Here is a 24,573-nt window from a genome sequence, read left to right on the forward strand (position 1 = left end):
CACGGACGCAGGCTCCGACTGCTGCTTCCAGCACGCTCTCAATGCGTTGCGCCATGGTGTCCCTCCCGTGCCTGCGTCGGCGGTTGTCGCTCTTGTTGTTCCTGGTTGTCCTGCGCTTGCGCGGCAGAGGCGATCGCCTCCACCACCTGTTCCATCTTCATGAATCGAGATCCCTTGACCAGCACGCTGCCCACCGTGGGCAGGGCCTGGCGCACCGCATCCAGCAGCGCGCCCCTATCGTTGAAATGCCGGGCCACACCGCCGTTGCCCTCGCCAAAGGACGTGGTGGCGTGCACCGATTGGTCTCCCAGCGCAAAGAGGCCGGAGATGCGGGCCGCGCGCGCATGCGCACCGGCCTCCGCATGGAACTGCGGCCCCTGGTCGCCCACCTCGCCCATGTCGCCCAGCACCAGCAGCTGCGGGCCGGGCAGTTCGGCCAGCACGTCGATGGCGGCGCGCATGGAGTCGGGGTTGGCGTTGTAGGTGTCGTCCACCACGGTGACCTCGCGGCCCGCGATGCGCACGCTGAAGGCGCGCGAGCGGCCCTTGACCGGCGCGAAATCGTTCAGCCCCTGCGCAATGGCGGCCAGCGGTGCGCCCGCCGCCAGCGTGCAGGCCGCGGCCGCCAGCGCGTTGGCCACGTTGTGGCGCCCGGCAATGTGCAGGTGGGTGGCCACCTCGCCCCGCGGCGTGGCCAGCGTGACGGCCCAGGCACCCTGGCCCCACGCAGCCTGTGCGCAGGCCACATCGCCGCCTTCGCCAAAGGTGACGGTGCGGCGCCCCGGCGCCATCGAGCGCCAGAGGGCGGTGTAGGCATCCCCCGAAGGAAACACCGCCACGCCGTCGGCGGGCAGGCTGGCCAACACGGAGCCGTTCTCGCGCGCCACCGCCTCCACCGTGTGCATGAACTCCAGGTGCTCGCGTTGCGCGTTGTTGACCAGTGCCACCGTGGGCCGCGCCATGGCGGCCAGCGTGGCGATCTCGCCCGGGTGGTTCATGCCCATCTCGATCACGGCCGCCGCATGGCCGGCACGCAGGCGCAGCAGTGTCAAAGGCACGCCGATGTCGTTGTTGAAATTGCCCTGCGTGGCAAACGCGGCCTCGCCTTTCCAGGCGCGCAGGATGGACGCGATCATCTGCGTCACCGTGGTCTTGCCGTTGCTGCCCGTCACGCCGATCAACGGAAGGCCAAACTGCGCGCGCCAGCCCGCGGCCAGCGCGCCCAGCGCGGCCAGGCTGTCCGGCACCTCGATGCCGGGCAGGCCGGCGGCTTGCAGGCCGCCATGGGCGATGGCGGCAGCGGCGCCACCGGCGCGGGCATCGGCCAGGAAGGCGTTGGCGTCAAAGCGTTCGCCCTTGAGCGCCACGAAAAGGTCGCCCGCCTGCAAGCTGCGCGTATCGGTGTGCACGCGGGCCAGCGGCGTGGCCCCATCGCCCACCAGGCGCGCGGCGGGAATGCGCGGCTGCACCAGGGCCAGCGCCTGCTGCAGGGTCATCATCACGGCCGGGGTGGCGCTCATGGGCGTGCTCCACGGGCCTGCAGCGCGCTCTGCGCATGGGCCATGTCGGAGAACGGCACGCGCACGCCCGCCGTCTCCTGGGTGTCTTCATGGCCCTTGCCGGCGATCAGCACCACATCGGCGGGCGCGGCCTCGGCCACGGCCAGGGCGATGGCGGCGGCACGGTCGGGCTCGGCACGCACCACGTTGCTGGCGATGGTGCCTTGCAGGATCTGGTGCAGGATGGCCGCGGGGTCTTCGCTGCGCGGGTTGTCGCTGGTCACGACCACGAGGTCGGCCTGCTGCTGCGCCACGGCGCCCATCAGGGGGCGCTTGCCCGCATCGCGGTCGCCGCCGCAGCCGAACACGCACCAGAGCCTGCCGCCGCGCTCCCGGGCCACCGGGCGCAGCGCCTGCAGGGCCTTGTCCAGCGCGTCGGGCGTGTGGGCGTAGTCCACGGCCACCAGGGGTTGCCCGGGGTGGTGGATCCGCTCCATGCGGCCGGGCACGGGCGAGAGCTGGGCGCAGGCGTAGAGCGCGTGCTCCAGCGGCACGCCCAAGGCGCGCAGCCCGGCCAGCACACCCAGCAGGTTGGAGACGTTGTACTGCCCGATCACGCGCGTCTGCAGCACATGCGTGTGCACGCCCTCGGCCACCGTGAAGGAGAGGCCACCCTCGCCCATGGCGATGTCACGCGCCGCGAGCCGCGCGGGGCCGGTGATGGAAACACTCCACAGGTCCAGCAGCCGGTCCGCCAGCGAGGCATGCAGCTCGGCACCGCGCGGGTCGTCGATGTTGACCACCGCGGCCTGCAGGCCGGGCCAGTCGAACAGCATGCTCTTGGCCTGCCAGTAGGCGGCCATGCCGGGGTGGTAGTCCAGGTGGTCCTGCGTGAAGTTGGTGAACAGCGCGACGCGGATGCGCGTGCCCGCCATGCGGTGCTCGGCCAGCCCGATGGACGAGGCCTCGATGGCGCAGGCCGTGCGGCCGGCATCGGTGAACTGCTGGAACGCGCGCTGCAGCCGCACCGGGTCGGGTGTGGTCATGCCCGTGCTGGTGAGTGCGGGCGGTGTGCCCATACCCAAAGTGCCTACCAGCGCACATCCACCTTGCGGAATAAGCTCATTTTTTGATAGCACATTAAGTGCCTCGGCCAGCCACCAGCTCGTGCTGGTCTTGCCATTGGTACCCGTCACGGCCAACACATCCAGGCGCTGCGTGGGCTGCCCGAACCAGTCGGCCGCGATGAGGCCGGTGGCCGCCTTCAGGCCATGGAGCGCCGCCACCGGCAAGCCTTCGAGCGCAAATGCCTCCACGCCCTCATGCTCCACCAGGCAGGCCACGGCGCCGCGCGACAGCGCGTCCGCGATGTGGGCGCGGCCGTCGGTCGCGGCGCCGGGCCAGGCGATGAAACCGTCGCCGGGGCGCACCTGCCGGCTGTCGGTCTGCAGCGTGCCGGTGACCCGCTCGCGCAGCCAGGCGACGGCGTCGTGCACCGAGGCGAGCAAAGGCAAGGCTGTTGTCATAGCGATTCCTCCACCTCTTTGGCCACGATCTGCGGCTTGACCGCCATGTCCGGCTGCACGCCCATCATGCGCAGCGTCTGCTGCACCACTTCGCTGAACACGGGCGCGGCCACGGCACCGCCGTAGAACACGCCGTTGCTGGGCTCGTCGATCATCACGGCCACGATGATGCGCGGCTTGTCGATGGGCGCCATGCCGGTGAACCATGCCCTGTACTTGCCCGAGGCGTAGTTCTTGCCCACCTGCTTGCGCGCGGTGCCGGACTTGCCGCCCACCGAGTAGCCCAGGGTCTGCGCCTTCTGGCCGGTGCCGCCGGGGCCCGCGGCCATCTGCAGCATCTTGCGCACCTGGTCGGCGGTGCGTTCGGAGAACACGGGCACGCCCAGGGCGGGCTCGGAGGTCTTGAACATGGTGGCCGGAATCACGCGGCCGCCATTGGCGAACACCGTGTACGAGCGCGCCATCTGGAACAGGCTGGCCGACAGGCCGTAGCCGTAGGACATGGTGGCCTGCTCCACCGGGCGCCAGGTCTTGTAGGGGCGCAGGCGCCCCGTCACCACGCCAGGAAAATGCAGCTGCGGCTTCTGGCCGAAGCCCGCGGCCGAGAAGGTCTCCCACATCTCGCGCGCGGGCATCTGCATGGCGATCTTGGTGGTGCCCACGTTGCTCGACTTCTGGATCACCCCTTCCACCGTGAGCACGCCGTGGTTGCTGGTGTCGGAGATGGTGGAGCCCGTGATGTTGATCCGGCCCGGATTGGTGTCCACGATGGTGTCGGGCCGCACACGCCCCGATTCCAGCGCCAGGCCGATGGTGAACGGCTTCATGGTCGAGCCGGGCTCGAAAACGTCGGTGAGCGCGCGGTTGCGCAGCTGCTCGCCCGTGAGGTTCTGGCGCTTGTCGGGGACGTAGCTCGGGTAGTTGGCCAGCGCCAGCAGCTCGCCCGTGTGGGCATCGAGCACCACCACGCTGCCCGCCTTGGCCTTGTGCAGCGCGACCTGGTCCCGCAGCTTCTGGTAGGCAAAGAACTGCACCTTGCTGTCGATGGACAGCTGCATGTCCTTGCCATCGACTGGAGGCACGGTCTCGCCCACGCCCTCGACCACCCGGCCCAGGCGGTCCTTGATCACGCGGCGCGAGCCCGCCTTGCCCGCCAGCTCCTTGTCGAAGGCCAGCTCCATGCCTTCCTGCCCGTGGTCTTCCACGTTGGTGAAACCCACCACGTGGGCCGCGGCTTCCCCTTCGGGGTACTGGCGCTTGTACTCCTTGCGCTGGTAGATGCCCTTGATGTCCAGTGCCGCGATCTCCCGGCCCACATCCCAGTCGAGCTGGCGCTTGATCCAGACGAAGGTCTTGTCTTCATCGGCCAGCTTGCGCTGCAGCTCGGCCAATGGCATGTCGAGCAGCTTGGCCAGTTGCTTGAGCTTGGCGCGGACCTCGGGCCTGTCCTGCTCCACGTCTTCCGGAATGGCCCAGATGCTGGCCGCCGGCACGCTGGACGCCAGGATCAGCCCATTGCGGTCCACGATCTTGCCGCGGTTGGCCGGCAGCTCCAGCGTGCGCGCGAAGCGCACTTCGCCCTGGCGCTGGAAGAAGGCGTTGCCAAACACCTGCACGTAGGCAGCGCGCCCCGCCAGCCCCATGAAACCCAGCGCGATCGCCGCCACGATGAACTTGCTGCGCCAGACGGGCGTCTTGCTCGCCAGCAGCGGGCTGGAGGTGTAGAGCACGCTGCGGCTCATGGCTGCGCTCCTTCGGTCCGGGACGGCGCCGCACTGGCGGCCGCGGCGGCCGTGGCGGCGGCCACCCCTTGGGGGTCGGACACATACTGCGTGATGGCCGGCGTGGCCGTGCGCATGTTGAGCTGCGCGCGCGCGATCTTCTCCACGCGCAGCGGCGTGGCCTGCGCACGCTTTTCCACCTGCAGGCGCTGGTGTTCGGTTTCCAGGCGGCGCGCCTCGGCGGTGGCGCGGTCGAGCTCGGTGAACAGGCGGCGCGACTCGTACTGGGTGTGCACGAGATAGATCGCGCTGGCCAGCACGGCCACCAGCAAGACGACGTTGAGCCTTGTCATGTCAGTTGCCTGCCACGCCGCAGCATGAAACCGCCACGGCCCTACCCAGGGACACCGGGCCAGGGCCGTTGCGCAGCGAGGGCGTCGTCCCCCTGGAGGGGGAAGGCGCGAAGCGACTCGGGCGGCGCTTCATCACTGCACCTCGGTGCGCTCGGCCACGCGCATGATGGCGCTGCGCGAACGGGGGTTGGCCGCCACTTCGGCGGCACCGGGCTTGATGCGGTCCAGGGCCACGAGCTTCATGGCCTGGGGCGCGGCAAAGGGCGCGCGGCGGTCGTAGACCTCCTTGGAGTGTTTGGCGATGAACTGCTTGACGATGCGGTCTTCGAGCGAATGGAAGCTGATCACCACCAGCCGCCCGCCCGGCTGCAGCACCGAGAGGCTGGCCTCTAGCGCCTGTTGCAGCTCTTCAAGCTCGGCGTTGATGAAAATCCGAAGAGCTTGAAATGTGCGCGTTGCAGGGTTCTGGCCCGCTTCGCGGGTTTTGACCGCGCCAGCCACGAGGTCGGCCAGTTCGGCGGTGGTTGCAAGAGGACCCCGTTCTTCGCGCCGAGCAACAATCGCCTTTGCAATGGGGCCAGCAAACCGTTCTTCACCGTAGTCACGTATCACCTCCGCAATCTGACCGACTTCGGCCGTGGCCAACCAATCGGCCACGCTTTCGCCGCGCGTGGTGTCCATGCGCATGTCCAGCGGGCCGTCAAAACGGAAACTGAAGCCCCGCTCGGGGCTGTCGATCTGGGGCGAGCTCACGCCCAGGTCCATCAGCACGCCCGCCGCACTGGCGGGCGGAAGGTCGGCCAGATGGCGAAAACCCTCGTGCCGAATGGAAAAACGCGCATCGGTGATGCGCGTTGCTTCGGCAATGGCTTCGGGGTCCTTGTCAAAGGCGACAAGGCGCCCCTGCGGCCCCAGGCGAAGCAGGATGAGGCGCGAATGCCCCCCGCGCCCGAAGGTCGCGTCCACCCAGGTGCCCGCGGGCGTGGCGCCGGCGCCGCCCAGCAGGGCATCCACGGCTTCTTCGAGCAGGACGGTGGTGTGTTGCAAGGAGGATGTCACCGCGCGCCTTAGAAGGAGAAGTCCTTGAAGACATCCGGCATCTCGCCCTGCATGGCCTTGGCCTCCTGCTCGTCGTAGGTGGCCTTGTCCCAGAGTTCGAAATGGTTGCCCATGCCCAGCAGCATGGTGTCCTTGGAGATACCGGCCGCCTCGCGCAGCTCGGGCGAAACCAGCACGCGGCCCGTGGCGTCCATCTCCACATCCATGGCATTGCCCAGGAAGATGCGTTTCCACCACTGGGCGGACATGGGCAGCTGGGCGATGCGCTCGCGGAACTTCTCCCACTCCGGGCGGGGGAAGACCATGAGGCAGCCGTGCGGGTGCTTGGTGATGGTGAGCTGGCCGGATGCCGTGGCCGCGAGGACGTCACGATGCCGGGTCGGCACGGACAGCCGACCCTTCGCATCGAGACTCAGCGACGAAGCACCTTGAAACACGGACGGATTTCCCAACTCGGTTATTGCGCCTCGCCGGTCCGTGCAATGGACCTGGAGGGCACTTTTCACCACTTAATTGCACTTTTTTGCACTGTAGCAGGAAAAGCACACCGAACAAGGGGGTGTCCAACAAACTTTTGCAATGAAATCAACGACTTAGGCGCGACTTTGCAGACACAGAAAAGCCAAAAGTCGTTGAAAAAGAAGCACTTAGAGAGGCCTATGAAAGTGACCTCTCAAGGCTTGACCGAGTGGTCACAGGATGTAGCGCGACAGGTCCTCGTCCTGGCTCAGCGTCTGCAGGCGGGCGTCCACGTAGGCGGCGTCCACGGTGACCGTCTGGCCCGACAGGCGCGTGGCATCAAAACTCACCTCGTCCAGCAGGCGCTCCATGACGGTGGACAGGCGGCGCGCGCCGATGTTTTCGGTGCGTTCGTTCACCTCGAACGCGATGTGCGCCAGGCGCGTGATCCCCTCGGTCGCGAACTCGAGCGTGACGCCTTCGGTCGCCAGCAGGGCCTGGTACTGCTTGACCAGGGAGGCATGGGTCTGCGTGAGGATGGCCTCGAAGTCCTTCACCGACAGGGATTCCAGCTCGACCCGGATCGGGAAACGCCCCTGCAGCTCGGGAATGAGGTCGCTGGGCCTGGACAGGTGAAAGGCACCGGAGGCGATGAACAGGATGTGGTCCGTCTTGATCATCCCGTACTTGGTGGACACGGTCGTGCCCTCCACCAGCGGCAGCAGGTCGCGCTGCACGCCCTGGCGCGACACGTCGGCGCCGCTGGTCTCCTGGCGGGCGGCCACCTTGTCGATCTCGTCGATGAAGACGATGCCGTTCTGCTCGGCATTGGCGACGGCCCGGGCCTTGATCTCGTCCTCGTTGACGAGTTTGCCAGCCTCTTCGTCGGTGAGCAGCTTGAGGGCCTCGGCGATCCTGAGCTTGCGCGTCTTGCGCTTGTCCTGCCCCAGCTGGCTGAACATGCCGCGCAGCTGCTCGGTCATTTCCTCCATGCCCTGGGGCCCCATGATCTCCAGCTGGGGGCGGCCCTCGGCCACGTCGATCTCGATCTCCTTGTCGTCCAGGGCGCCTTCGCGCAGCTTCTTGCGAAACACCTGCCGCGCCGTGTTGTCCGCCGCGGGCTCGCTGCCTGCCGCGGCCCGGGCCGGCGGGATCAGCACGTCGAGGATGCGCTCCTCGGCCGCATCTTCGGCGCGGGTGCGCACCTTCTTCATCTCGGACTCGCGGGTCTGCTTCACCGCCATTTCGGCGAGATCGCGGATGATGGAATCCACGTCCTTGCCCACATAGCCCACCTCGGTGAACTTGGTGGCCTCGACCTTGATGAAGGGCGCGTCGGCCAGCCGGGCCAGGCGGCGCGCGATCTCGGTCTTGCCCACGCCGGTGGGACCGATCATGAGGATGTTCTTGGGCGTGATCTCCTGGCGCAGGCTGCCCTCGACCTGCTGGCGGCGCCAGCGGTTGCGCAGCGCGATGGCGACCGCGCGCTTGGCGCTGGCCTGGCCCACGATGTGGTGGTCGAGTTCGGAGACGATTTCCTGGGGGGTCATGGACGACATACAGGTCTTCCTGGTATCAAATGAGGCTCCAGCGCATGATCAACAAGCGCCAGCAGCTATAAAAAACAGAGCAAACCGCTCCGGGGCACCCCCGGGGGCAGGACCATCCCGCGCGCTCAGAGCGTCTCGATGGTGTGGTTCATGTTGGTGTAGATGCACAGCTCGCCGGCGATTTCGAGCGATTTCTTGACGATGTCCTGCGCGGACAGATCGGTGTTCACCAGCAGCGCTTTGGCGGCCGAGTGCGCATAGGCGCCGCCCGAGCCAATGGCCACGATGCCCTGCTCTGGTTCGAGCACATCGCCGTTGCCCGTGATGATGAGCGACGCGCTCGCATCGGCCACCGCCAGCATGGCTTCCAGGCGGCGCAGCACGCGGTCGGTGCGCCAGTCCTTGGTGAGCTCGATGGCCGCGCGCGTGAGGTGGCCCTGGTGCTTTTCGAGCTTGGCCTCGAAACGCTCGAACAGCGTGAAGGCATCGGCCGTGGCCCCCGCGAAGCCCGCGAGCACCTTGCCATGGTAGAGCTTGCGCACCTTGCGGGCCGTGCCCTTGACCACGATGTTGCCCAGGGTGACCTGGCCGTCGCCGCCAATGGCCACTTGGATGCCTGCCGGGGTCTCGCGGCGCACGCTCAGGATGGTGGTGCCGTGGAACACCGGGGATTGGTTTGGTGATGAGTCCATAGCAGCCGCAGATGGGGACAGGCCCCCATTTTGCAAGCACACCGCCACCACGGGCGCTGCGCGCGGCAGAAGGGGCGGAGGCCGCAGTTCCAGGCATAGCTGCCCGGGCAGGGCGGTTCCGAAGAGCCGCCGTCTCTGGCGGCCGCACCGAGCGGAGCAGCCGGCCAGGGCGTGGTCCTAGTTCTTGCGGGGCACCACCCAGGCGTGCTCGTTGATGCCGATCACATTGAAGAAGATGGCCACCAGCCGCTGCAGGTTGTGAAACTGGATCACATGGCCCTGGCCCTGCTGCTCGGCCGCCCAGTTGAGCACCGAGCCCGCGGCGGCAAAGTCCACGCGGATGAGCTTGTCGCACGCAATGGTGAGCGGCACGCCGGGCCGCAGGAGGGCCTGGAAGGGCTCCAGCAGCGGCGTGGCATCGCCGTCGATGTGGCCGCTGAGCTGGGCCACGGGCCCCGTGTCCGCGGGCGCGGGCACCGACTCGCCCAGGTCGGACGCCATGAAGTCGCTGTCCACCGACAGCGGCGCGGCCCCGGAAGACACGCCCTCGTTGTCTGAATATCCGCAGCGCGGCGATACCCAGGAGGGCGGCGACACCTCGTAGGTCACGCAGTAGTCGAGCGCGACCAGTTCGAACTCGTCGGGCTTGCCCATGAGCCGCAGCGCCGCCATGCGCAGGCGCCACCACTCAGGGCTGGTGGCACGGTCTCCGGACTGGGTCTTGGCGTCGAGCAGCGCATTGAGCTTCTCGACCCCCGAAAACACCAGTTGCCCGTCACGCTCGGCCCACTGGGTGAACTGGTCGGCCAGCAAAGGCACCGCGGCTTCGTCGATGGCGGCCAGGCGCGTCCAGGACAGCGTCCAGGGGGACGCGGCGCGGGCCAGGGAGGCCTGCAGCGCGGCGACGGACGACACCGCCAGGGAGGCCGGGGCATTCCAGCTGAAATCGCGGCGCGCCGCGCCGGCCGGCACGGCGCCCGTGGCACCAGGCCCCGCCGCGGCGGCAGCCGGCGCCATGCCCAGCTGCTGCGGCATGGAGAACCACAGCGGCGCCGAACGGCTGTACTGTGCGGCGAAGTCGATGGCCAGGGTGTCGAACCGGTCGTGCTGACCGGTTGCGCGGTACAGGTCGAAGAGCGTCATCCAGATTTCGAGTTGCTCTTCGGGATCATCCTGCTGGTGCTGGGCCAGCACGTCGAGCAGGCCGGACTCTGCCCCCGCGTGGTCGCCATTGGCGAACCGGATGGCGGCTTCTTCTAGATCGGGTTCGTGCACGAATTCCTCCGGTTCGGATGCCGGCGCTGGCGTTGCCGCTGTAGCCGCCGCAGGGCTGAAGGACGCTTCGCCCGGGCCTGGGCCCGCGAGCATTTGCGCATCGGTGCCGCCAAACCGGCCAATCGCCATGCTGTCATCGGCAAACAGCGGCTGGACACCGGCGGCCTGGTTGTTGTTGTCGCCCAGCGGCGCAGGCAGGCTGCCGGGCGCGGTGGGCGCGTAGGCCCTGGCGTGCGCGGAATCCGTCGTTGCCGCGCTGGGGGGCTCGGGCATGACGCCCGGCTGGGTGGGCGCCTCGGCCCCTTGCTTGCTCTTCCACCACTGCTGCGACATCTGCGCCTCGATCTCGTCGATCTTCTTGAGCGTCACGGCGCGTTCGTCGGGCGACGCCATGCTGCTCTGGAAGAACGACGGCCTGGCGGTGGGGTCCTCGGTGCGCTGCCCCTGCAGCACCTCGCGCTGGCGCAGCTTGCGCAGCTGATCGAACTCGCGGCGCCGCACGAAATCGTTGCGGCGCTTGCGCTCGATCATCTCCTTGAGCATCTGCTTGCTGTACTGGCTCTCCCGGTCATTCTGCGCGGAGTCCAGCTCCGTCCAGTTGACCGTGGGATTGCGCACAAACCGCACCACCTTCGAAAGCAGTCCGCCAGGGGTGGTTTCTTCCTTGCTCATGGCTCAGGGCGCGCGTGGGGATCAGGCCGGGCGGCCAGGTCAATCACCAAACATCTTCTGCTTGAGTTCGCGGCGCTGCTGCGCCTCCAGCGACAGCGTGGCCGTCGGGCGGGCGATCAGGCGGCCCACGCCGATGGGTTCGCCGGTCTCATCGCAGTACCCATAGTCGCCCGCGTCGATGCGGGCAATGGACTGCTCGATCTTCTTGAGCAGCTTGCGCTCGCGGTCGCGGGTGCGCAGCTCCAGGGCATGCTCTTCCTCGATCGTGGCGCGGTCGGCGGGATCGGGCACGACGACGGTGTCTTCGCGCAGGTGCTCGGTGGTTTCGCCGGCGCTGTTGTGGATGTCCTGCTTGAGCTGCACGAGCTTCAGGCGGAAGAACGCCATCTGCTTGTCGTTCATGTACTCGCTGTCAGGCATGGCCATGACTTCGGCGTCGGTCAGCTCGGCGGCGGACTTGGTCTTCCAGTTGTTCGCCAGCTTGGGGTCTTTTTTGGCAGCCGTATAGGTGGGCTGCGCTTGCACGGTCGTGGGCATGGTATGTAGATAACTGGCTTTGGCAGCGGTCGAAGCCACTGTCTGTGCCATGGATGGTACGGTCAATTGGGCCAATCGGGAAGAAGGCCGGGTTGTGCGCACGGGTACCTGCGAACCGGCCTGCAGCACGGGTGCTGGAGCGGGAGTCGCCACGGCCGCCGGGCTGGCGGCGACCTTGGGTGCTGCAGCCGGCTTGGCGGCGGCCTTCGCGCCAGCCTTGGTTGCCGCAGGGGCGGCGGCGGTTTTCGCCGCGGCAGGGGTTGCCTTGGTGGCCCCCTTGGATTTGCTGGTGTCGGCTTTCACTTCCTGGTCTCCTCGCAATACGGGCGGGCCCCAGCCGCATTCGCAGCCAAGGGCGGGTGGCAAGCCTTCCGGGGTTTTACCGGGGCGCGATTGTATCGACCTGGGCTGACGCAAACGGAAACGTTGCAGATACAACACAAACCAGCCGCCAACCCCCTGCCCTCGGGCCGCCCCGCCGGGGTCAGACCAGGCTCTGCTCCAGCCCCTGCAGAAAGATGTCCTTGGGCAGGTCGATGCCAATGAAGACCATCTTACTGGTGCGCGGCTCGCCTTCGGCCCACTGGGGGCCCAGGTCGCTGCCCATGAGCTGGTGCACGCCCTGGAAGATCACCTTGCGCTCGGTGCCCTTCATGTTCAGGACGCCCTTGTAGCGCAGCATGCGCGGGCCATAAATGTTGACAATCGCCCCGAGAAAATCCTCCAGCTTGGCCGGATCGAACGGCCGCTCGGAGCGGAAGACGAAGCTTTTCACGTCGTCATCGTGGTGATGGTGATGGCCGTGCCCGTGGTCGTGCTGGTGCGAGGGGTGGCTGCAGTGCTCGCCATGCTCGTGGTCATGGTCGTGGTGGTCATGGCCGTCGCCCTCTTCCTTGAGGAACTCGGGGTCGATGTCCAGCTTGGCATTGAGGTTGAAGCCCCGCAGGTCCAGCACTTCCGACAGCGGCACCTCGCCGAAATGCACGGCCTTGATGGGCGCGCGCGGGTTCATGTGCTTGAGGCGATGGATCAGCGCGTCGGTTTCCTCGGCGCTGACCAGATCGGTCTTGGACAAAAAGATCTGGTCGGCAAAGCCCACCTGGCGGCGCGCTTCCTGGCGGTCGTTGAGTTGCTGGGGCGCGTGCTTGGCGTCCACCAGCGTGATGATGGAATCGATGAGGTAGGTCTCGGCGATCTCCTCGTCCATGAAGAAGGTCTGCGCGACGGGGCCGGGGTCGGCCACGCCGGTGGTCTCGATGACGATGCGGTCGAACTCCAGCAGGTTCTTGCGCTTCTTGGCGGCCAGCAGCTGCAGCGTCTCGCGCAGGTCTTCGCGGATGGTGCAGCAGATGCAGCCGTTGCTCATCTGCACGATCTGCTCCTTGGACTCGGTCACGAGGATGTCGTTGTCGATGTTCTCTTCGCCGAATTCGTTCTCGATCACGGCGATCTTCTGGCCGTGGGCTTCGGAGAGCAGGCGCTTGAGCAAGGTGGTCTTGCCCGAGCCCAGGAAGCCGGTGAGGATGGTGACGGGGATCAATGCCATGTTTCTTGTCCTTCAAGGGATGAACCCATGCGCTGCACCCGGCACTGCGGGCCGGGTGTGCGTGGCGCAAGGGGTTGTTTTCAGTGTACCGACGCTGTCAAGCCCTTGCCGCGCTCAGCCCTTGCGCATCACCACCAGCCCCTTGAGGTACTCGCCTTCGGGGAATTCCAGGGTCATCGGGTGGTCGGGCGCGCCGCCCAGGCGCTCCAGGATGAAGCCGTCCACGCCGGCATCCGCGCCGGCCGACGCCACAATCTTGTGGAACAAGTCGGCGCTGATGCCGCCCGAGCACGAGAAGGTGAACAGCACGCCGCCCGGCGTGAGCAGCTGCAGCGCCAGGCGGTTGATGTCCTTGTACGCGCGTGCAGCGCGCTCGGCGTGGGCCGCCGTGGGCGCGAACTTCGGCGGGTCGAGCACGATGGCGTCGAAGCGCCGGCCTTCCTTGAGAAACTGGCGCAGCGAGGCGTTCACGTCCGCGTCCAGGAAGCTCGCGTGGTTCAGGTCGAACCCGTTGAGCGCCACATGGGCGCGGGCGCGCTCCAGGGCCGGGCCCGAGGAGTCGATGGACGTCACATGCCCGTCCGCCGATGCGCCGCTGGCGCGCATGCCGGCCAGCGCGGCCACGCTGAAGCCGCCGGTGTAGCAAAAGCAGTTGAGCACATCCTTGAAGCCCAGGCGCTGCGCGTAGTCGGCAAAACGCTTGCGGCTGTCGCGCTGGTCCAGGTAGAAGCCGGTCTTGTGGCCTTCGGCGATGTTCAGCGTCAGGTTCCACTGGTGTTCGTGGATGGTGAGCTCGAGCGGCGGGCCTTCGCCGTCGCCCGGCGCGCCCGTGGGGCCGCCGCGCAGCCAGCCGGTGGCGGGCGGGAGGCCTTCGAGCGCGCGCACGCTGGCATCCGAGCGTTCATAGAGCTTGGCCAGGCCCGTCTCGCGCAGCAGGGCATCGGCGATCACGTCCTTCCAGCGCTCGGTCCCGGCGCTGGTGAACTGCGCCACCAGGGTGTCGCCATAGCGGTCCACGATGAGGCCCGGCAGGCCGTCGGACTCGCCGTGCACCAGGCGCACACCGTCGCTTTGTACATCAAAACGGGCTCTGGCGATGATGGAGCGCGCGCAAGCAGCTATGAAAAAAGGAGCATCGATACGCTGCGCCTCGTCAAAGCTCCACACCCGCGCGCGGATGCGCGAGCTGGGGCTGAACGCCGCCCAGGCCAGGAACTGGCCCTCGTGCGATTCCACGCGCACGGTCTCGCCGCTGTCGCCGCCGCCCTTGGCGATGGCCGATTCAAAGATCCAGGGGTGGCGGCGCAAGAGCGAGCGCTCTTTGCCAGGGCGAAGGCGAAGGGTTTTCATGATGGGGCGATTGTCGCGTGAATGGCCCCACGCCAGCCCCGGGGCTGGCGCCAGCGCGTCAGAGCGCGTGCCCGATGCGGCCCAGGCGCGGCGCCCAGTTTTCCAGGATGTCGGCCGACACCAGCACGCGCCGCGCCTGGCCGATGAGCAGGTGACGCGGGACGAAGCCGATGTAGCGGGAGTCCGCGCTGTTGTCGCGGTTGTCGCCCAGCACCAGGTACTGGCCCTCGGGCACCGTCACCGGGCCGAAGCTGCGGTGTGCCGTCACGCCCTGCAGCCATTGCACCCGGCGCTCGTGGCCCTGCAGGTGCTCCGTCCAGCGGGTGGCGGGCACCTGCGCGCCCAGCTCGGCCAGGTGTTCGGTCACCGCCTCGGGCGCGTCGTAGCGTGCGGCCTCGCCGTTGAGGTACAGCACCTCGTCGCGCATCTCCACCGTGTCGCCCGGCAGCGCCGCGATGCGCTTGATCAGCCGCGTGCCATCGCGCGGCGACGAGAACGTGACCACATCGCCCCGCGCGGGCTCGCCCAGGCGCGCCAGCACCACATCGGTGAGCGGCAGCTTCAGGTCATAGGCCAGCCGGTTGACGAACACCACGTCCCCTTCGAGCAGCGTGGGCCGCATGGACCCCGAAGGAATCGGATTCCAGTCCGCCACCGCCGTGCGAAAGATGCCGAAGCACAGCAGCAGCACGAGGAACCCACGGTTCGATTTGATCCATTTCAGCAGCATGGCGAGACACTCCAAGGCGCCCTACAGCAAGCACCCCTTGCTCGGATGCACGGCGTCACATCTTGGTTCCGTGGCACCGGCCCACGAGACCGGCCGCAGCCCACCGGCATGCCCGATCAGCGCCAGGAGCCGCCCACACGCCACCAACGCCCGCAGCGCGCACCGCCCCCACCAGTGCACCCGTGGAACCGGCTGTGCCGGGCCACCGGGTGCGTCCCCCTCCGGGGGAAGGCGCGCAGCGCCTCAGGGGGGCTTCTTTCTCGCCCGAGGATGCGCCGCGTCATACACCTTGGCCAGGTGCTGGAAATCAAGCCGCGTGTAGACCTGCGTGGTGGTGATGTTGGCGTGGCCCAGCAGCTCCTGCACCGCGCGCAGGTCGCCGCTGCTTTGCAGCAGGTGGCTGGCGAACGAGTGGCGCAGCATGTGCGGGTGCACCGGCGTGGTCAGCCCCGCCTGCTGGCTGCGCTGGCGCAGGCGCAGCCAGATCGACTGCGCCGTGAGCCGCTTGCCGCGCTGGCCGACGAACAGGGCCGTGTCAAGGCGCGCCGAGCCCTCGCCGCCGAAGGGCGTGGCCCGCAGCCGCAGCCAGGCCTGCAGCGCCGCCGTGGCCGCGCGCCCCACGGGCACGCTGCGGCGCTTGCTGCCCTTGCCGAACACATGGGCCTCGCCGGCCTGCAGGTCCACCCAGCCCCGGCCCTGGCGCTGGGTGTCGGCATTGGGGATGGCGTCGAGCCCCGCGAGTTCGCCCACGCGCAGGCCGCACCCATACAGCAGTTCCACCATGGCCGCATCGCGCGCCTCCAGCCAGGGGTCGGCGCCGGTGTTGTCGAATTCGGCCAGCCGCACGGCGTCGTCCACACCCAGCGCCTTGGGCAGGGGCTTGGGCGCCTTGGGGGCGCGCACGTCCTGCACGGGGTTGTGCGGGATCAGCCCCTGCCGCCCCGCCCATATGAAGAACCCGCGCCAGCCCGAGAGGATGAGCGCAATCCCCCGCCCGCTGCGCCCGCCGCTGTGCATCTGCGCCACAAAACGGCGGATGTGCGCGGTCTGCAGCTGCAGCAGGGGCACGCTGACCCCCGCCGCAAACTGCGCGAGCTTTTCAAGGTCCAGTGTGTAGAGCGTGAGCGTGCGCGCCGCCAGCCGCTTTTCGACGCGCACATGCTCCAGGTAACGCAGGACGTGCGGGTCCGGGGGAGTCTGTGTGGCCAGCATGTCGGACACGGGGCACTACCCAGGCAACTGGCGCGCCCCAAGGCCAGCGCCACCGTGGAACCGGCTTTGCCGGGCCGGGGGTGGCGTCCCCCCGCAGGGGGGAAGCGGCGCAGCCGCACAGGGGGGCATCACTTCAGCCGCAGCAGGGCGGCACTGGCGAGTTCTGCCATGCGCGACAGAAATTCCGTGCCCATCGTGGCATCAAACCGCTGGGGGTCTTGCGAGCCCAGCACCAGCAGGCCGAACGCGGGCGTGGCGCTGTCGATGGCGCCTTCGCGCAGCGGCAGCAGGGCCAGCGACTGGGCGGGTTCGCCCGCCTCGGCCGCGAGCCAGCCTGCGGGCTCGAACCCCAGGTTGGGGCCGCAGAACGGCATGGTGAGCGATGAGGCAAACGCGCGGGCGTCTTCGCTGGCGCCCTGGGTGAAGTCGGCATCGATGTACGGCGCGGCCACCTCCCACACGCGCACCGCGGCCTGGGGCACGTCGAACAGGGTGCGCACGCCATCGACCACCGCCTGCGGCAGGTCGAACGGGTCGCGCACCTGCAGCAGCGCGCTCGTCCACTGGTGCACCTTGTGGGCGATGGCGGTGTTTTCGGTGCTGTTGCGCACCATTTCCATGATGCGCTGCTCCAGGCCCTTGATCTTCTCGCGCAGCATCTCGGCCTGGCGCTCCTGCAGGCTCACGGCGCGCGCGCCGTGGGGGCTGGTGATCTGCACGCTGGCCAGCACCTCGGCATGGCGTTCGAAGAAGCCCGGCGTGTTGGTGAGGAACTGGGCGATGTCGTCTTCGGTGATCGGGGGGATGTGGGACGTCATAGGAGGGTGTCAGGAATGTCGATCCGGCCTTCGAACACCGTGGTGGCGGGGCCGGTCATGAAAACGGAATCGGCCTCCTGGCCGCTCCAGGCGATGGTGAGGCGGCCGCCGCGCGTGTCCACATGCACCTCGTTGTCGAGCAGGCCCAGGCGGATGCCGGCCGCCACGGCCGCGCAGGCCCCCGAGCCGCAGGCCAGGGTTTCGCCCACGCCGCGCTCGAACACGCGCAGCCGCACATGGGCGCGGTCCACGATCTGCAAAAAGCCTGCATTCACGCGCTGCGGAAAACGCGCATGGCGCTCGACCAGGGGGCCCGCTTCCAGCACCGGGGCGGTGTCCACGTTGTCCACCAGCTGCACGGCGTGCGGGTTGCCCATGGAGACAACCGCTACCAAAACAGTAGCTGTCAGCGCTTTACCATCCAGCGCCAGCGGCCATTTTTTTCCTGAGCCTTGTGCCACGGCGGTCAAACCACTGGCATCAAACGGCACCCGGGCGGGCTCGAACTGCGGTCGGCCCATGTCCACGGTGACGCGGCCATCGGGGGTGAGGCGGGGGGCGATCACGCCGCTTTTGGTCTGCACCCGCAGGGTGTCCTTGCCCGACAGGCCCTTGTCGTGCACAAAGCGCGCGAAGCAGCGGGCGCCGTTGCCACACTGCTCCACCTCGCCGCCATCGGCGTTGTGGATCACGTATTCGAAGTCGATACCGTCCGCTGGCGAAGGCCGCACCGTGAGGATCTGGTCGGCCCCCACACCGAAGTGGCGGTCGGCGAGGAAACGGTATTGGGCGGCGCCGAGCCCCAGGCGGCCCCGGGTTTCGTCGAGCACCACGAAATCGTTGCCCGCGCCCTGCATTTTGGTAAAGGGAATCTGCATGGCCGGATTATCGTCGGTGGGCCGGCGTGCGCGGCACCCCGCCCGGGGCAACTTGTGACAGAACCCCCACCCCGCCAATGAACCCCGGCCTGCACCGGTTTTTCCGCCGGTTTAGGCTGTGCCGTGTGGCGGCCCGCCCGCGCGCCGGCCGCCGCCTCCCCAACCCCCCCATTCGCCAACGAGGACCCGCATGCCCGATCTCGCCAGTTTTCCCATTACCCGCAAATGGCCCGCCCGGCACCCGGAGCGCATCCAGCTGTACTCGCTGCCCACGCCCAACGGCGTGAAGGTGTCGATCGCGCTGGAAGAGCTGGGCCTGCCCTACGAACCGCACCTGGTGAGCTTCGAGACCAGCGACCAGACCTCGCCCGAGTTCCTGTCGCTCAACCCCAACAACAAGATCCCGGCCATCCTGGACCCGAACGGGCCCGATGGAAAGCCCCTGGCGCTGTTCGAATCCGGCGCCATCCTGGTGTACCTGGCGAGCAAGACCGGCCAGCTGATCCCGCAGGACACGGCCGGGCGTTACGAAGCCCTGCAGTGGGTGATGTGGCAGATGGGCGGCGTGGGCCCGATGTTCGGCCAGCTCGGTTTCTTCCACAAGTTCGCGGGCAAGGACTACGAGGACAAGCGCCCGCGCGACCGCTATGTGGCGGAATCGAAGCGCCTCTTGAAGGTGCTGGACGAGCGCCTGAAGGGCCGCCAATGGGTGATGGGCGAGCAGTACACCATCGCCGACATCGCCATCCTGCCCTGGGTGCGCAACCTCGTGGGCTTCTACGGCGCGGGCGATCTGGTGGAGTTCGGTCAGTTCAAGGAAATAAAGCGCGTGCTGGAAGCCTTCGTGGCGCGCCCGGCCGTGGCCAGGGGGCTGAACATCCCGGCGCGCGGCTGAGCAGGCCCTGGCTGCAGGGGCCGTGGCACCGGTCAGCCCATGCGCTCCTGCAGAAAATCCAGGAAACACGCGATGCGCGCGGCCAGCTGCGTGTTGCGGTAGTACACGGCGCTCACGGGCTGGCGCACGTCCGCCGTGTCCCTGGCCAGCACCTGCACCAGATCGCCGCGCGCGCGGTCGGCGGCGGTCATGAAATCCGACAGGCACACGATGCCCGCGCCCTGCAGCGCGAGCTGGCGCAGCGTCTCGCCGCTGGACGCGGCGATCTCCGGCACGGTGGGCCACTCGTCGCCATGCGCGCCGCGCAGGGGCCAGCGGTTGAGCGATTCCGGCTGCGTGAAGCCCAGCAGGGTGTGCCGCGCCAGGTCTTCCACCGCCCGCGGCCGCCCCCGGGCGGCCAGGTAGGCCGGGCTGGCCAGCACGCGGATGCGGCTGGTGCACAGCGGGCGCGCGTGCAGGGTCGAGTCGCGCAGGTGGCCTATGCGGATGGCCACGTCGGTGCGGCGCTCGAGCAGGTCGATGTTCAGCTCGTCCGTGTCCAGCTCCAGCGTGATCTGCGGGTAGGCCTTGCGAAACGCCGGCACCAGCGGCACCACCGCGTGCAGCATGAAGGGCGTGGCCGCGTTCACGCGCAGGCGGCCCGCGGGCTGCTGGCGGCGCGCGGCCATGTGCTCTTCGGCATCGTCGATGGACGCCAGGATGGCGCGCGTGCGCAGCAGGAAGGCCTGCCCCTCCTCGGTCAGCGCGGCGCGGCGCGTGGTGCGGCGCAGCAGCGTGGTATCGAGCTTCTTCTCCAGCCGCGCCAGCGCCCGGCTGATGCCCGAGACGGTCTGCCCCAGCTGGTCGGCCGCCGCCGTGATGGAGCCGCCGTCCACCACGGCCACAAAGGCCTGCAGTTCTTCGAGCGTGGTTTTCATGGGCCTCCATTGTTGACTTCGGATCAAGTATCTATGGAGCGTAACGGTATTTTTCTGCAAGACTGAAGCGCCCACACTCCTTCCCATGTCCACAGGAGTGTTTCCATGCCCATTGCCTTGCTCGCGCTGACGCTCAGCGCTTTCGCCATCGGCACGACCGAGTTCGTGATCGTTGGCCTGCTGCCCACCGTGGCGGCCGACCTGTCCATCAGCATCCCCTCGGCGGGCCTGCTGGTCAGCCTGTACGCCCTGGGCGTCGCCGTGGGCGCGCCCGTGCTCACAGCCCTCACCGGCCGCGTGCCCCGCAAGGCGCTGCTGCTGTCGCTGATGGCGCTGTTCACCGCCGGCAACCTGCTGGCCTGGCAGGCGCCCAGCTACGAAACGCTGGTGGCCGCGCGCATCCTCACCGGGCTGGCGCACGGCGTGTTCTTCTCGATCGGCTCGACCATCGCCACCGGCCTGGTGCCGCGCGAGAAAGCCGCCAGTGCGATCGCCATCATGTTCACCGGCCTCACCGTGGCGCTGGTCACGGGCGTGCCGCTGGGCACGTTCATCGGCCAGCATTTCGGCTGGCGCGAGACCTTCCTGGCCGTGTCGGCACTGGGCGTGGTGGCCTTCATCGGCAGCGCGATCTTCGTGCCGCGCAACATCGCCCACACCCCGCCCGCCTCGCTGGTGCAGCAGGCCAGGGTGCTGGCCGAGCCGCGCCTGCTGCTGGTGTACGCCAAGACGGCCATCGGCTACGGCGGCACGTTCATCCCGTTCACCTTCCTCGCCCCCATCCTCACCGACATCGCGGGCTTCAGCGCCGGCGCCGTGGGCTGGGTGATGCTGGTGTACGGCGTCTCGGTGGCGGTGGGCAACATCTGGGGGGGCCGCCTGGCCGACCGGCTGGGGCCCATCCCCGCGCTGCGCATCATCTTCACGCTGCTGGCCGCCGTGCTGCTGCTGCTGCAGTTCACCGCGCCCCACCCCTGGCTGGCCCTGGCCACCGTGCTGCTGTGGGGCGCCGTGGCGTTCGGCAACGTGCCCGGGCTGCAGGTGTATGTGGTCAAGCAGGCCGAGCGTTTCACGCCCCAGGCGGTGGACGTGGCCTCGGGCCTGAACATCGCGGCGTTCAACCTGGGCATCGCCGGCGCCGCCTGGGCCGGGGGCCTGATCGTGACGCACCTGGGCCTGATGCACACGCCCTGGATCGGCGCCTTGGTGGTGCTGGTGTCCCTGGCGCTCACGCACTACAGCGGCGTGCTGGACCGGCGCAGCGGCATCCCGGTGCGCGGCAGCGGGCCGGTGCCCGTGGGGCACTGAGCAGCCCACGCCCCCTCAACTCTTTCTGTCCCACCCCTTTTTTTGCTTCGTTTCAGGAATCGCCATGACTTCTTCCCCTTCCCTTCCCGCCTTCGGCCTGGGCACCTTCCGCCTCCAGGGCCAGGTCGTCATCGACTCGGTGCGCAACGCGCTCGACCTGGGCTACCGCGCCATCGACACGGCGCAGATCTACGGCAACGAGGCCGAGGTCGGCCAGGCCATCGCGGACAGCGGCGTGCCGCGCGGCGAGCTCTTCATCACCACGAAGGTCTGGACCGAGCACCTGGCGGGCGACCGGCTCGTCCAGAGCCTGAAGGACAGCCTGGCCAGGCTGCGCACCGACCAGGTGGACCTCACGCTGATCCACTGGCCCTCGCCCGGCGGCGCCGTGCCCGTGGCCGAGTTCATGGGCGCGCTGGCCGAGGCCCAGGCCCGGGGCCTCACGCGCCTGATCGGCGTGTCGAACTTCAATACCGCCCTGCTGCGCGAAGCCATCGCGGCCGTCGGCGCCGACCGCATCGCCACGCACCAGATCGAGCTGCACCCCTATCTGCAGAACCGCGCCGTGGCGGACTTCGCGCGCAGCCAGGGCATCCACACCACCTCGTACATGACCCTGGCCTACGGCAAGGTGCTGGGCGACCCGGTGCTGGCGGACATCGCGCGGGCCCACGGCGCCACCACCGCGCAGGTGGCGCTGGCCTGGGCCATGCAGCTGGGGTATGCCGTGATTCCCTCGTCCACCCGGCGCGACAACCTGGCGAGCAACCTGAAAGCCCGGCCGCTGCGGTTGACCGGCGAGGACATGGCACGCATCGCCGCGCTGGACCGCGGCGAACGGCTGGTGAACCCCGAAGGCCTGGCGCCCGCCTGGGACTGAACCGCCCCGCCCGTGCGGGGCGCGCCGCGCGCCTCGATAATGGCCCGATGCCCCGCACCACCCAACAACTGCACCCCCACCGCGAACCTGTTGCCACCCGCCCGGCCGCCACCGTGCTGCTGCTGCGCGATGCGCAGGGCGAACCGGGCGGACTGGAAGTCCTCATGACCCGGCGCTCGGCCACGGCCAGCTTCGCGCCCGGGGCCTACGTGTTCCCGGGCGGGGGCATCGACGCGCTGGACGCGCAGGTGCACGCCGCCGCCGACCGCCGCCCCACGCAGAGCGACCAGCACCTCACGCAGGCCATCGCCGCGATCCGCGAAAGCTTCGAGGAGCTGGGCATCCTGCTGGCCCGCCATGCCGATGGGCGCATGGCCGACGCACGGGACATCGCCGCCATCGACCGCCAACAGCCGCTGGCCGCCCAGTGCGGCGCGCGCGGCCTGCGCCTGGCGGCCGACAGCGTGTACCTGCTGGCCCACTGGACGGCCGACCGCGACCTGCCGCGCCGTTTCGACGTGCCGTTCCTCGTGGCCCGCATGCCCGAGGGCCAGGAGCCCGTGGCCGACGAAACCGAGCAGTTCGAGCCCGTGTGGGTGCGCCCGGCCGATGCGCTGGCGCGGCACGCGGCGGGGCAGTTCTTCATGATCTTTCCCACCATCCGCACGCTGCAGCGGCTCGCCCTGTTCGCCAGCGCGCAGGCGGTTCTTGACGCCCTGGCCGATGAAAAGCCGCTGTGGGTGAGCTGCCCGCGCGCCGGCACGCTGGCGGGCCAGGAGGCGCGCTACATGGAAGGCGACGCCCCCTTTGGCGAGCTGGCCCTGGTGTGCCCCGACGGCCAGATCGTGCACGCGCTCGACTGGCAGACCGACCGGCCCGTGCCGCTGCTGCGCAACGTGCAGCGCCTGACCGCGCCCAACCCCGGCGTGATGACCGGACCCGGCACCAACAGCTACCTGGTGGGCGACCCGGCCACCGGCTACATCGCCATCGACCCGGGCCCGGCCGACGCGGAGCACCTGGACAGGCTCTGGCGCGCCGCCGGCGGCGACATCCGCACGATCGTGTGCACCCACTCGCATCCCGACCACTCGCCCGGCGCCGCGCCGCTGCAAGCGATGTGCACCCGGGCCGGGCGCAGCGCCCCCCCCATCCTGGGCCTGCCATCGGCCCCCACGGCGCGCGCTGCCAGCGCATTCACGCCCGACCGCTTGCTACAAAACAATGAGCTGCTCACGCTGGAAGGACAAGCGCCAGAGGGCAAAATCACCCACACCCTACAGGTGATCCACACCCCGGGCCACGCGGCCAACCACCTGTGCCTGCTGCTCGTGGAAGACGCCCTGCTGTTCAGCGGCGACCACATCCTCAACGGCAGCACCACCGTGGTGGACCCACCCGACGGCAACATGGCCGACTACCTCGACTCTCTGGACAAGCTCGATGCGGTCTGCGCCGCACATGGCGTGGAGTTCATCCTGCCCGCGCACGGCTATGTGCTGGGCGACGCGCGCGGCGCGATCGCCAGGCTCAAGGCCCACCGCCTGGCGCGCGAGGCCAAGGTGCTGGCCGCCATGCAGGCGCTGCCCCAGGGCAGCGTGGACGACTGGGTGCAGCATGCGTATGACGACGTGCCCCCGCGCATGTGGCCCGTGGCCCAGCGCTCGCTGCTGGCGCATGTAGAGCGAATAAGAATGCTCGCCCCCTGAGTCGCCTGCGGCGCCTTCCCCCATCCGGGGGACGACGCCCTCGCTGCGGGGCGGCCCTCGCTTGGCGTCCCTGGCGGAGAGAGCGCCCGCTGCACGCGCCACGAACAACAAGAGGCATGCCCACACAATCCATCCAACAAAGAAAGCCGCCCCCACCCATGAATGACAAAAACCCTGACCCCACCCACATCCGCCTGGCCAAACGCGTGGCCGAGCAACTGAACTGCTCGCGCAGCACGGCCGAGCAATTCATCGAAGGCGGCTTTGTGAGCGTGGACGGCCAGGTGGTGGAAGCCCCGGGCGCGCGCGTGCGCCCCGACCAGGCCGTGGCGGTGGCCAAGGACGCCAGCCTGCTGGAGCTGACCCCGGTGACCTTGCTGCTGCACAAGCCGGTGGGGTTTGAAGCGGGCCTGGGCCTGCCCGCCGGGCCAGCGGCGCACGCCAGCCGCAGCCAGGGCGCCACGGCCGCCAGCACGCTGCTGGGCGCTGCATCCCACCTGGCCGAGGACGCCTCGGGCATCCGCGTGCTGCTGCGCCATTTCAGGCAGCTCGAATGCTTCACGCCGCTGCCCACCGAGGCCAGCGGCCTGGTGGTCTACACCCAGGACAAGCGCATCGCGCGCAAGCTGGCGGAAGACATCGAGTCGCTGGAGCAGGAATGCATCGTCGAGGTGAAGGGCGATATCGCACCGAACGGGCTGCAGCGCCTGTGCCACGGCCTGTCGTTCAACGGCCGCCCGCTGCCGCCCATCAAGGTGAGCTGGCAAAGCGAGACGAAACTGCGCTTTGCGCTCAAGGGCATCCGCCCCGGCCAGATCCCGGCCATGTGCGACGCCGTGGGCCTGGCCGTGGTCGCCTTGAAGCGCATCCGCATCGGCCGCGTGCCGCTGGCCAAGGTGCCCGAGGGGCAGTGGCGCTATCTGCAGCCCTGGGAGAAGTTCTGACTCCCCCTGAGTCGCCTTTGGCGCCATCCCCCTAAGGGGGACG

Annotated in this window: 22 protein-coding genes; 5 read left to right on the forward strand and 17 right to left on the reverse strand. The window is 68.8% G+C overall.

The features are described 5' to 3' along the window. Positions 1 to 38 precede the first annotated feature (38 nt). From AC07OD_RS08420 to dapF, 16 genes are all read right to left on the reverse strand, one after another. Positions 39 to 1,520: a UDP-N-acetylmuramoyl-tripeptide--D-alanyl-D-alanine ligase gene (locus AC07OD_RS08420; RefSeq protein WP_494596113.1), complete on the reverse strand. Its 1,482-nt coding sequence runs from the start codon at positions 1,518 to 1,520 to the stop codon at positions 39 to 41. Continuing rightward, positions 1,517 to 3,025 carry a UDP-N-acetylmuramoyl-L-alanyl-D-glutamate--2,6-diaminopimelate ligase gene (locus AC07OD_RS08425; RefSeq protein WP_492805550.1) on the reverse strand — a complete coding sequence of 503 codons (1,509 nt, stop codon included), beginning with the start codon at positions 3,023 to 3,025 and terminating at the stop codon, positions 1,517 to 1,519. Before AC07OD_RS08425 ends, AC07OD_RS08420 begins: the two co-directional genes overlap by 4 nt. Beyond that, a complete protein-coding gene (locus AC07OD_RS08430; RefSeq protein ID WP_218293292.1) occupies positions 3,022 to 4,767 on the reverse strand; it encodes a peptidoglycan D,D-transpeptidase FtsI family protein in 1,746 nt (581 codons plus the stop codon). The genes AC07OD_RS08425 and AC07OD_RS08430 overlap by 4 nt, the downstream gene beginning before the upstream one ends. Further along, positions 4,764 to 5,099 carry a cell division protein FtsL gene (gene ftsL, locus AC07OD_RS08435; RefSeq protein ID WP_218293291.1) on the reverse strand — a complete coding sequence of 112 codons (336 nt, stop codon included), beginning with the start codon at positions 5,097 to 5,099 and terminating at the stop codon, positions 4,764 to 4,766. The genes AC07OD_RS08430 and ftsL overlap by 4 nt, the downstream gene beginning before the upstream one ends. 132 nt (positions 5,100 to 5,231) lie before the next feature. Then, on the reverse strand, positions 5,232 to 6,158 hold the full coding sequence (gene rsmH, locus AC07OD_RS08440) for a 16S rRNA (cytosine(1402)-N(4))-methyltransferase RsmH (RefSeq protein WP_218293290.1): 927 nt from the start codon (positions 6,156 to 6,158) through the stop codon (positions 5,232 to 5,234). A gap of 8 nt (positions 6,159 to 6,166) precedes the next feature. Next, the gene (gene mraZ, locus AC07OD_RS08445; RefSeq protein WP_218293289.1) at positions 6,167 to 6,595 is read right to left on the reverse strand and encodes a division/cell wall cluster transcriptional repressor MraZ; all 429 of its coding nucleotides are present in this window, start codon (positions 6,593 to 6,595) and stop codon (positions 6,167 to 6,169) included. A 255-nt stretch (positions 6,596 to 6,850) separates the two neighbouring features. After that, entirely contained in the window at positions 6,851 to 8,176 is a 1,326-nt protein-coding gene (gene hslU, locus AC07OD_RS08450) for an ATP-dependent protease ATPase subunit HslU (protein WP_494596116.1), read from the reverse strand. Positions 8,177 to 8,292: 116 nt separating this feature from the next. Next, positions 8,293 to 8,859 (reverse strand): ATP-dependent protease subunit HslV, encoded by a 567-nt coding sequence (gene hslV / locus AC07OD_RS08455; protein ID WP_218293287.1) that lies wholly within the window; start codon positions 8,857 to 8,859, stop codon positions 8,293 to 8,295. Between the two features lie 177 nt (positions 8,860 to 9,036). After that, complete coding sequence (locus AC07OD_RS08460; RefSeq protein WP_494596119.1) at positions 9,037 to 10,806, reverse strand: STAS domain-containing protein; 1,770 nt, start codon at positions 10,804 to 10,806, stop codon at positions 9,037 to 9,039. A 39-nt stretch (positions 10,807 to 10,845) separates the two neighbouring features. After that, positions 10,846 to 11,646: an RNA polymerase-binding protein DksA gene (gene dksA, locus AC07OD_RS08465; protein WP_218293285.1), complete on the reverse strand. Its 801-nt coding sequence runs from the start codon at positions 11,644 to 11,646 to the stop codon at positions 10,846 to 10,848. A gap of 181 nt (positions 11,647 to 11,827) precedes the next feature. Next, positions 11,828 to 12,889, reverse strand: coding sequence for a CobW family GTP-binding protein (locus AC07OD_RS08470; protein WP_369641423.1), 1,062 nt, complete (start codon positions 12,887 to 12,889; stop codon positions 11,828 to 11,830). Positions 12,890 to 13,003: 114 nt separating this feature from the next. Beyond that, on the reverse strand, positions 13,004 to 14,239 hold the full coding sequence (locus tag AC07OD_RS08475; protein WP_369641422.1) for a class I SAM-dependent rRNA methyltransferase: 1,236 nt from the start codon (positions 14,237 to 14,239) through the stop codon (positions 13,004 to 13,006). A gap of 58 nt (positions 14,240 to 14,297) precedes the next feature. Next, the gene (gene lepB, locus AC07OD_RS08480; protein WP_218293282.1) at positions 14,298 to 14,969 is read right to left on the reverse strand and encodes a signal peptidase I; all 672 of its coding nucleotides are present in this window, start codon (positions 14,967 to 14,969) and stop codon (positions 14,298 to 14,300) included. 243 nt (positions 14,970 to 15,212) lie between these two features. After that, entirely contained in the window at positions 15,213 to 16,181 is a 969-nt protein-coding gene (locus tag AC07OD_RS08485) for a tyrosine recombinase XerC (RefSeq protein WP_494596370.1), read from the reverse strand. A 128-nt stretch (positions 16,182 to 16,309) separates the two neighbouring features. Continuing rightward, positions 16,310 to 16,999 (reverse strand): DUF484 family protein, encoded by a 690-nt coding sequence (locus AC07OD_RS08490; protein WP_494596122.1) that lies wholly within the window; start codon positions 16,997 to 16,999, stop codon positions 16,310 to 16,312. Continuing rightward, the gene (gene dapF / locus AC07OD_RS08495; protein ID WP_494596124.1) at positions 16,996 to 17,877 is read right to left on the reverse strand and encodes a diaminopimelate epimerase; all 882 of its coding nucleotides are present in this window, start codon (positions 17,875 to 17,877) and stop codon (positions 16,996 to 16,998) included. Before dapF ends, AC07OD_RS08490 begins: the two co-directional genes overlap by 4 nt. Before the next feature lie 190 nt (positions 17,878 to 18,067). Between dapF and AC07OD_RS08500 the strand changes: the two genes are divergently transcribed. Further along, positions 18,068 to 18,772 (forward strand): glutathione S-transferase N-terminal domain-containing protein, encoded by a 705-nt coding sequence (locus tag AC07OD_RS08500; protein ID WP_494596126.1) that lies wholly within the window; start codon positions 18,068 to 18,070, stop codon positions 18,770 to 18,772. Between the two features lie 32 nt (positions 18,773 to 18,804). Here AC07OD_RS08500 and AC07OD_RS08505 read toward each other — a convergent pair whose 3' ends face one another. Further along, positions 18,805 to 19,689, reverse strand: coding sequence for a LysR substrate-binding domain-containing protein (locus AC07OD_RS08505; RefSeq protein WP_494596128.1), 885 nt, complete (start codon positions 19,687 to 19,689; stop codon positions 18,805 to 18,807). A gap of 105 nt (positions 19,690 to 19,794) precedes the next feature. Between AC07OD_RS08505 and AC07OD_RS08510 the strand changes: the two genes are divergently transcribed. From AC07OD_RS08510 to AC07OD_RS08525, 4 genes are all read left to right on the forward strand, one after another. Next, complete coding sequence (locus tag AC07OD_RS08510) at positions 19,795 to 20,997, forward strand: MFS transporter (RefSeq protein WP_494596130.1); 1,203 nt, start codon at positions 19,795 to 19,797, stop codon at positions 20,995 to 20,997. A gap of 64 nt (positions 20,998 to 21,061) precedes the next feature. Next, complete coding sequence (gene dkgB, locus AC07OD_RS08515; RefSeq protein WP_218293276.1) at positions 21,062 to 21,877, forward strand: 2,5-didehydrogluconate reductase DkgB; 816 nt, start codon at positions 21,062 to 21,064, stop codon at positions 21,875 to 21,877. A gap of 47 nt (positions 21,878 to 21,924) precedes the next feature. Then, positions 21,925 to 23,586, forward strand: a complete 1,662-nt coding sequence (locus tag AC07OD_RS08520) for an MBL fold metallo-hydrolase (RefSeq protein ID WP_492244345.1) — start codon at positions 21,925 to 21,927, stop codon at positions 23,584 to 23,586. Between the two features lie 158 nt (positions 23,587 to 23,744). Then, positions 23,745 to 24,530: an rRNA pseudouridine synthase gene (locus AC07OD_RS08525; RefSeq protein ID WP_218293274.1), complete on the forward strand. Its 786-nt coding sequence runs from the start codon at positions 23,745 to 23,747 to the stop codon at positions 24,528 to 24,530. Positions 24,531 to 24,573 lie beyond the last annotated feature (43 nt).

The sequence above is a fragment of the Acidovorax sp. GW821-FHT10E03 genome (assembly GCF_059415205.1).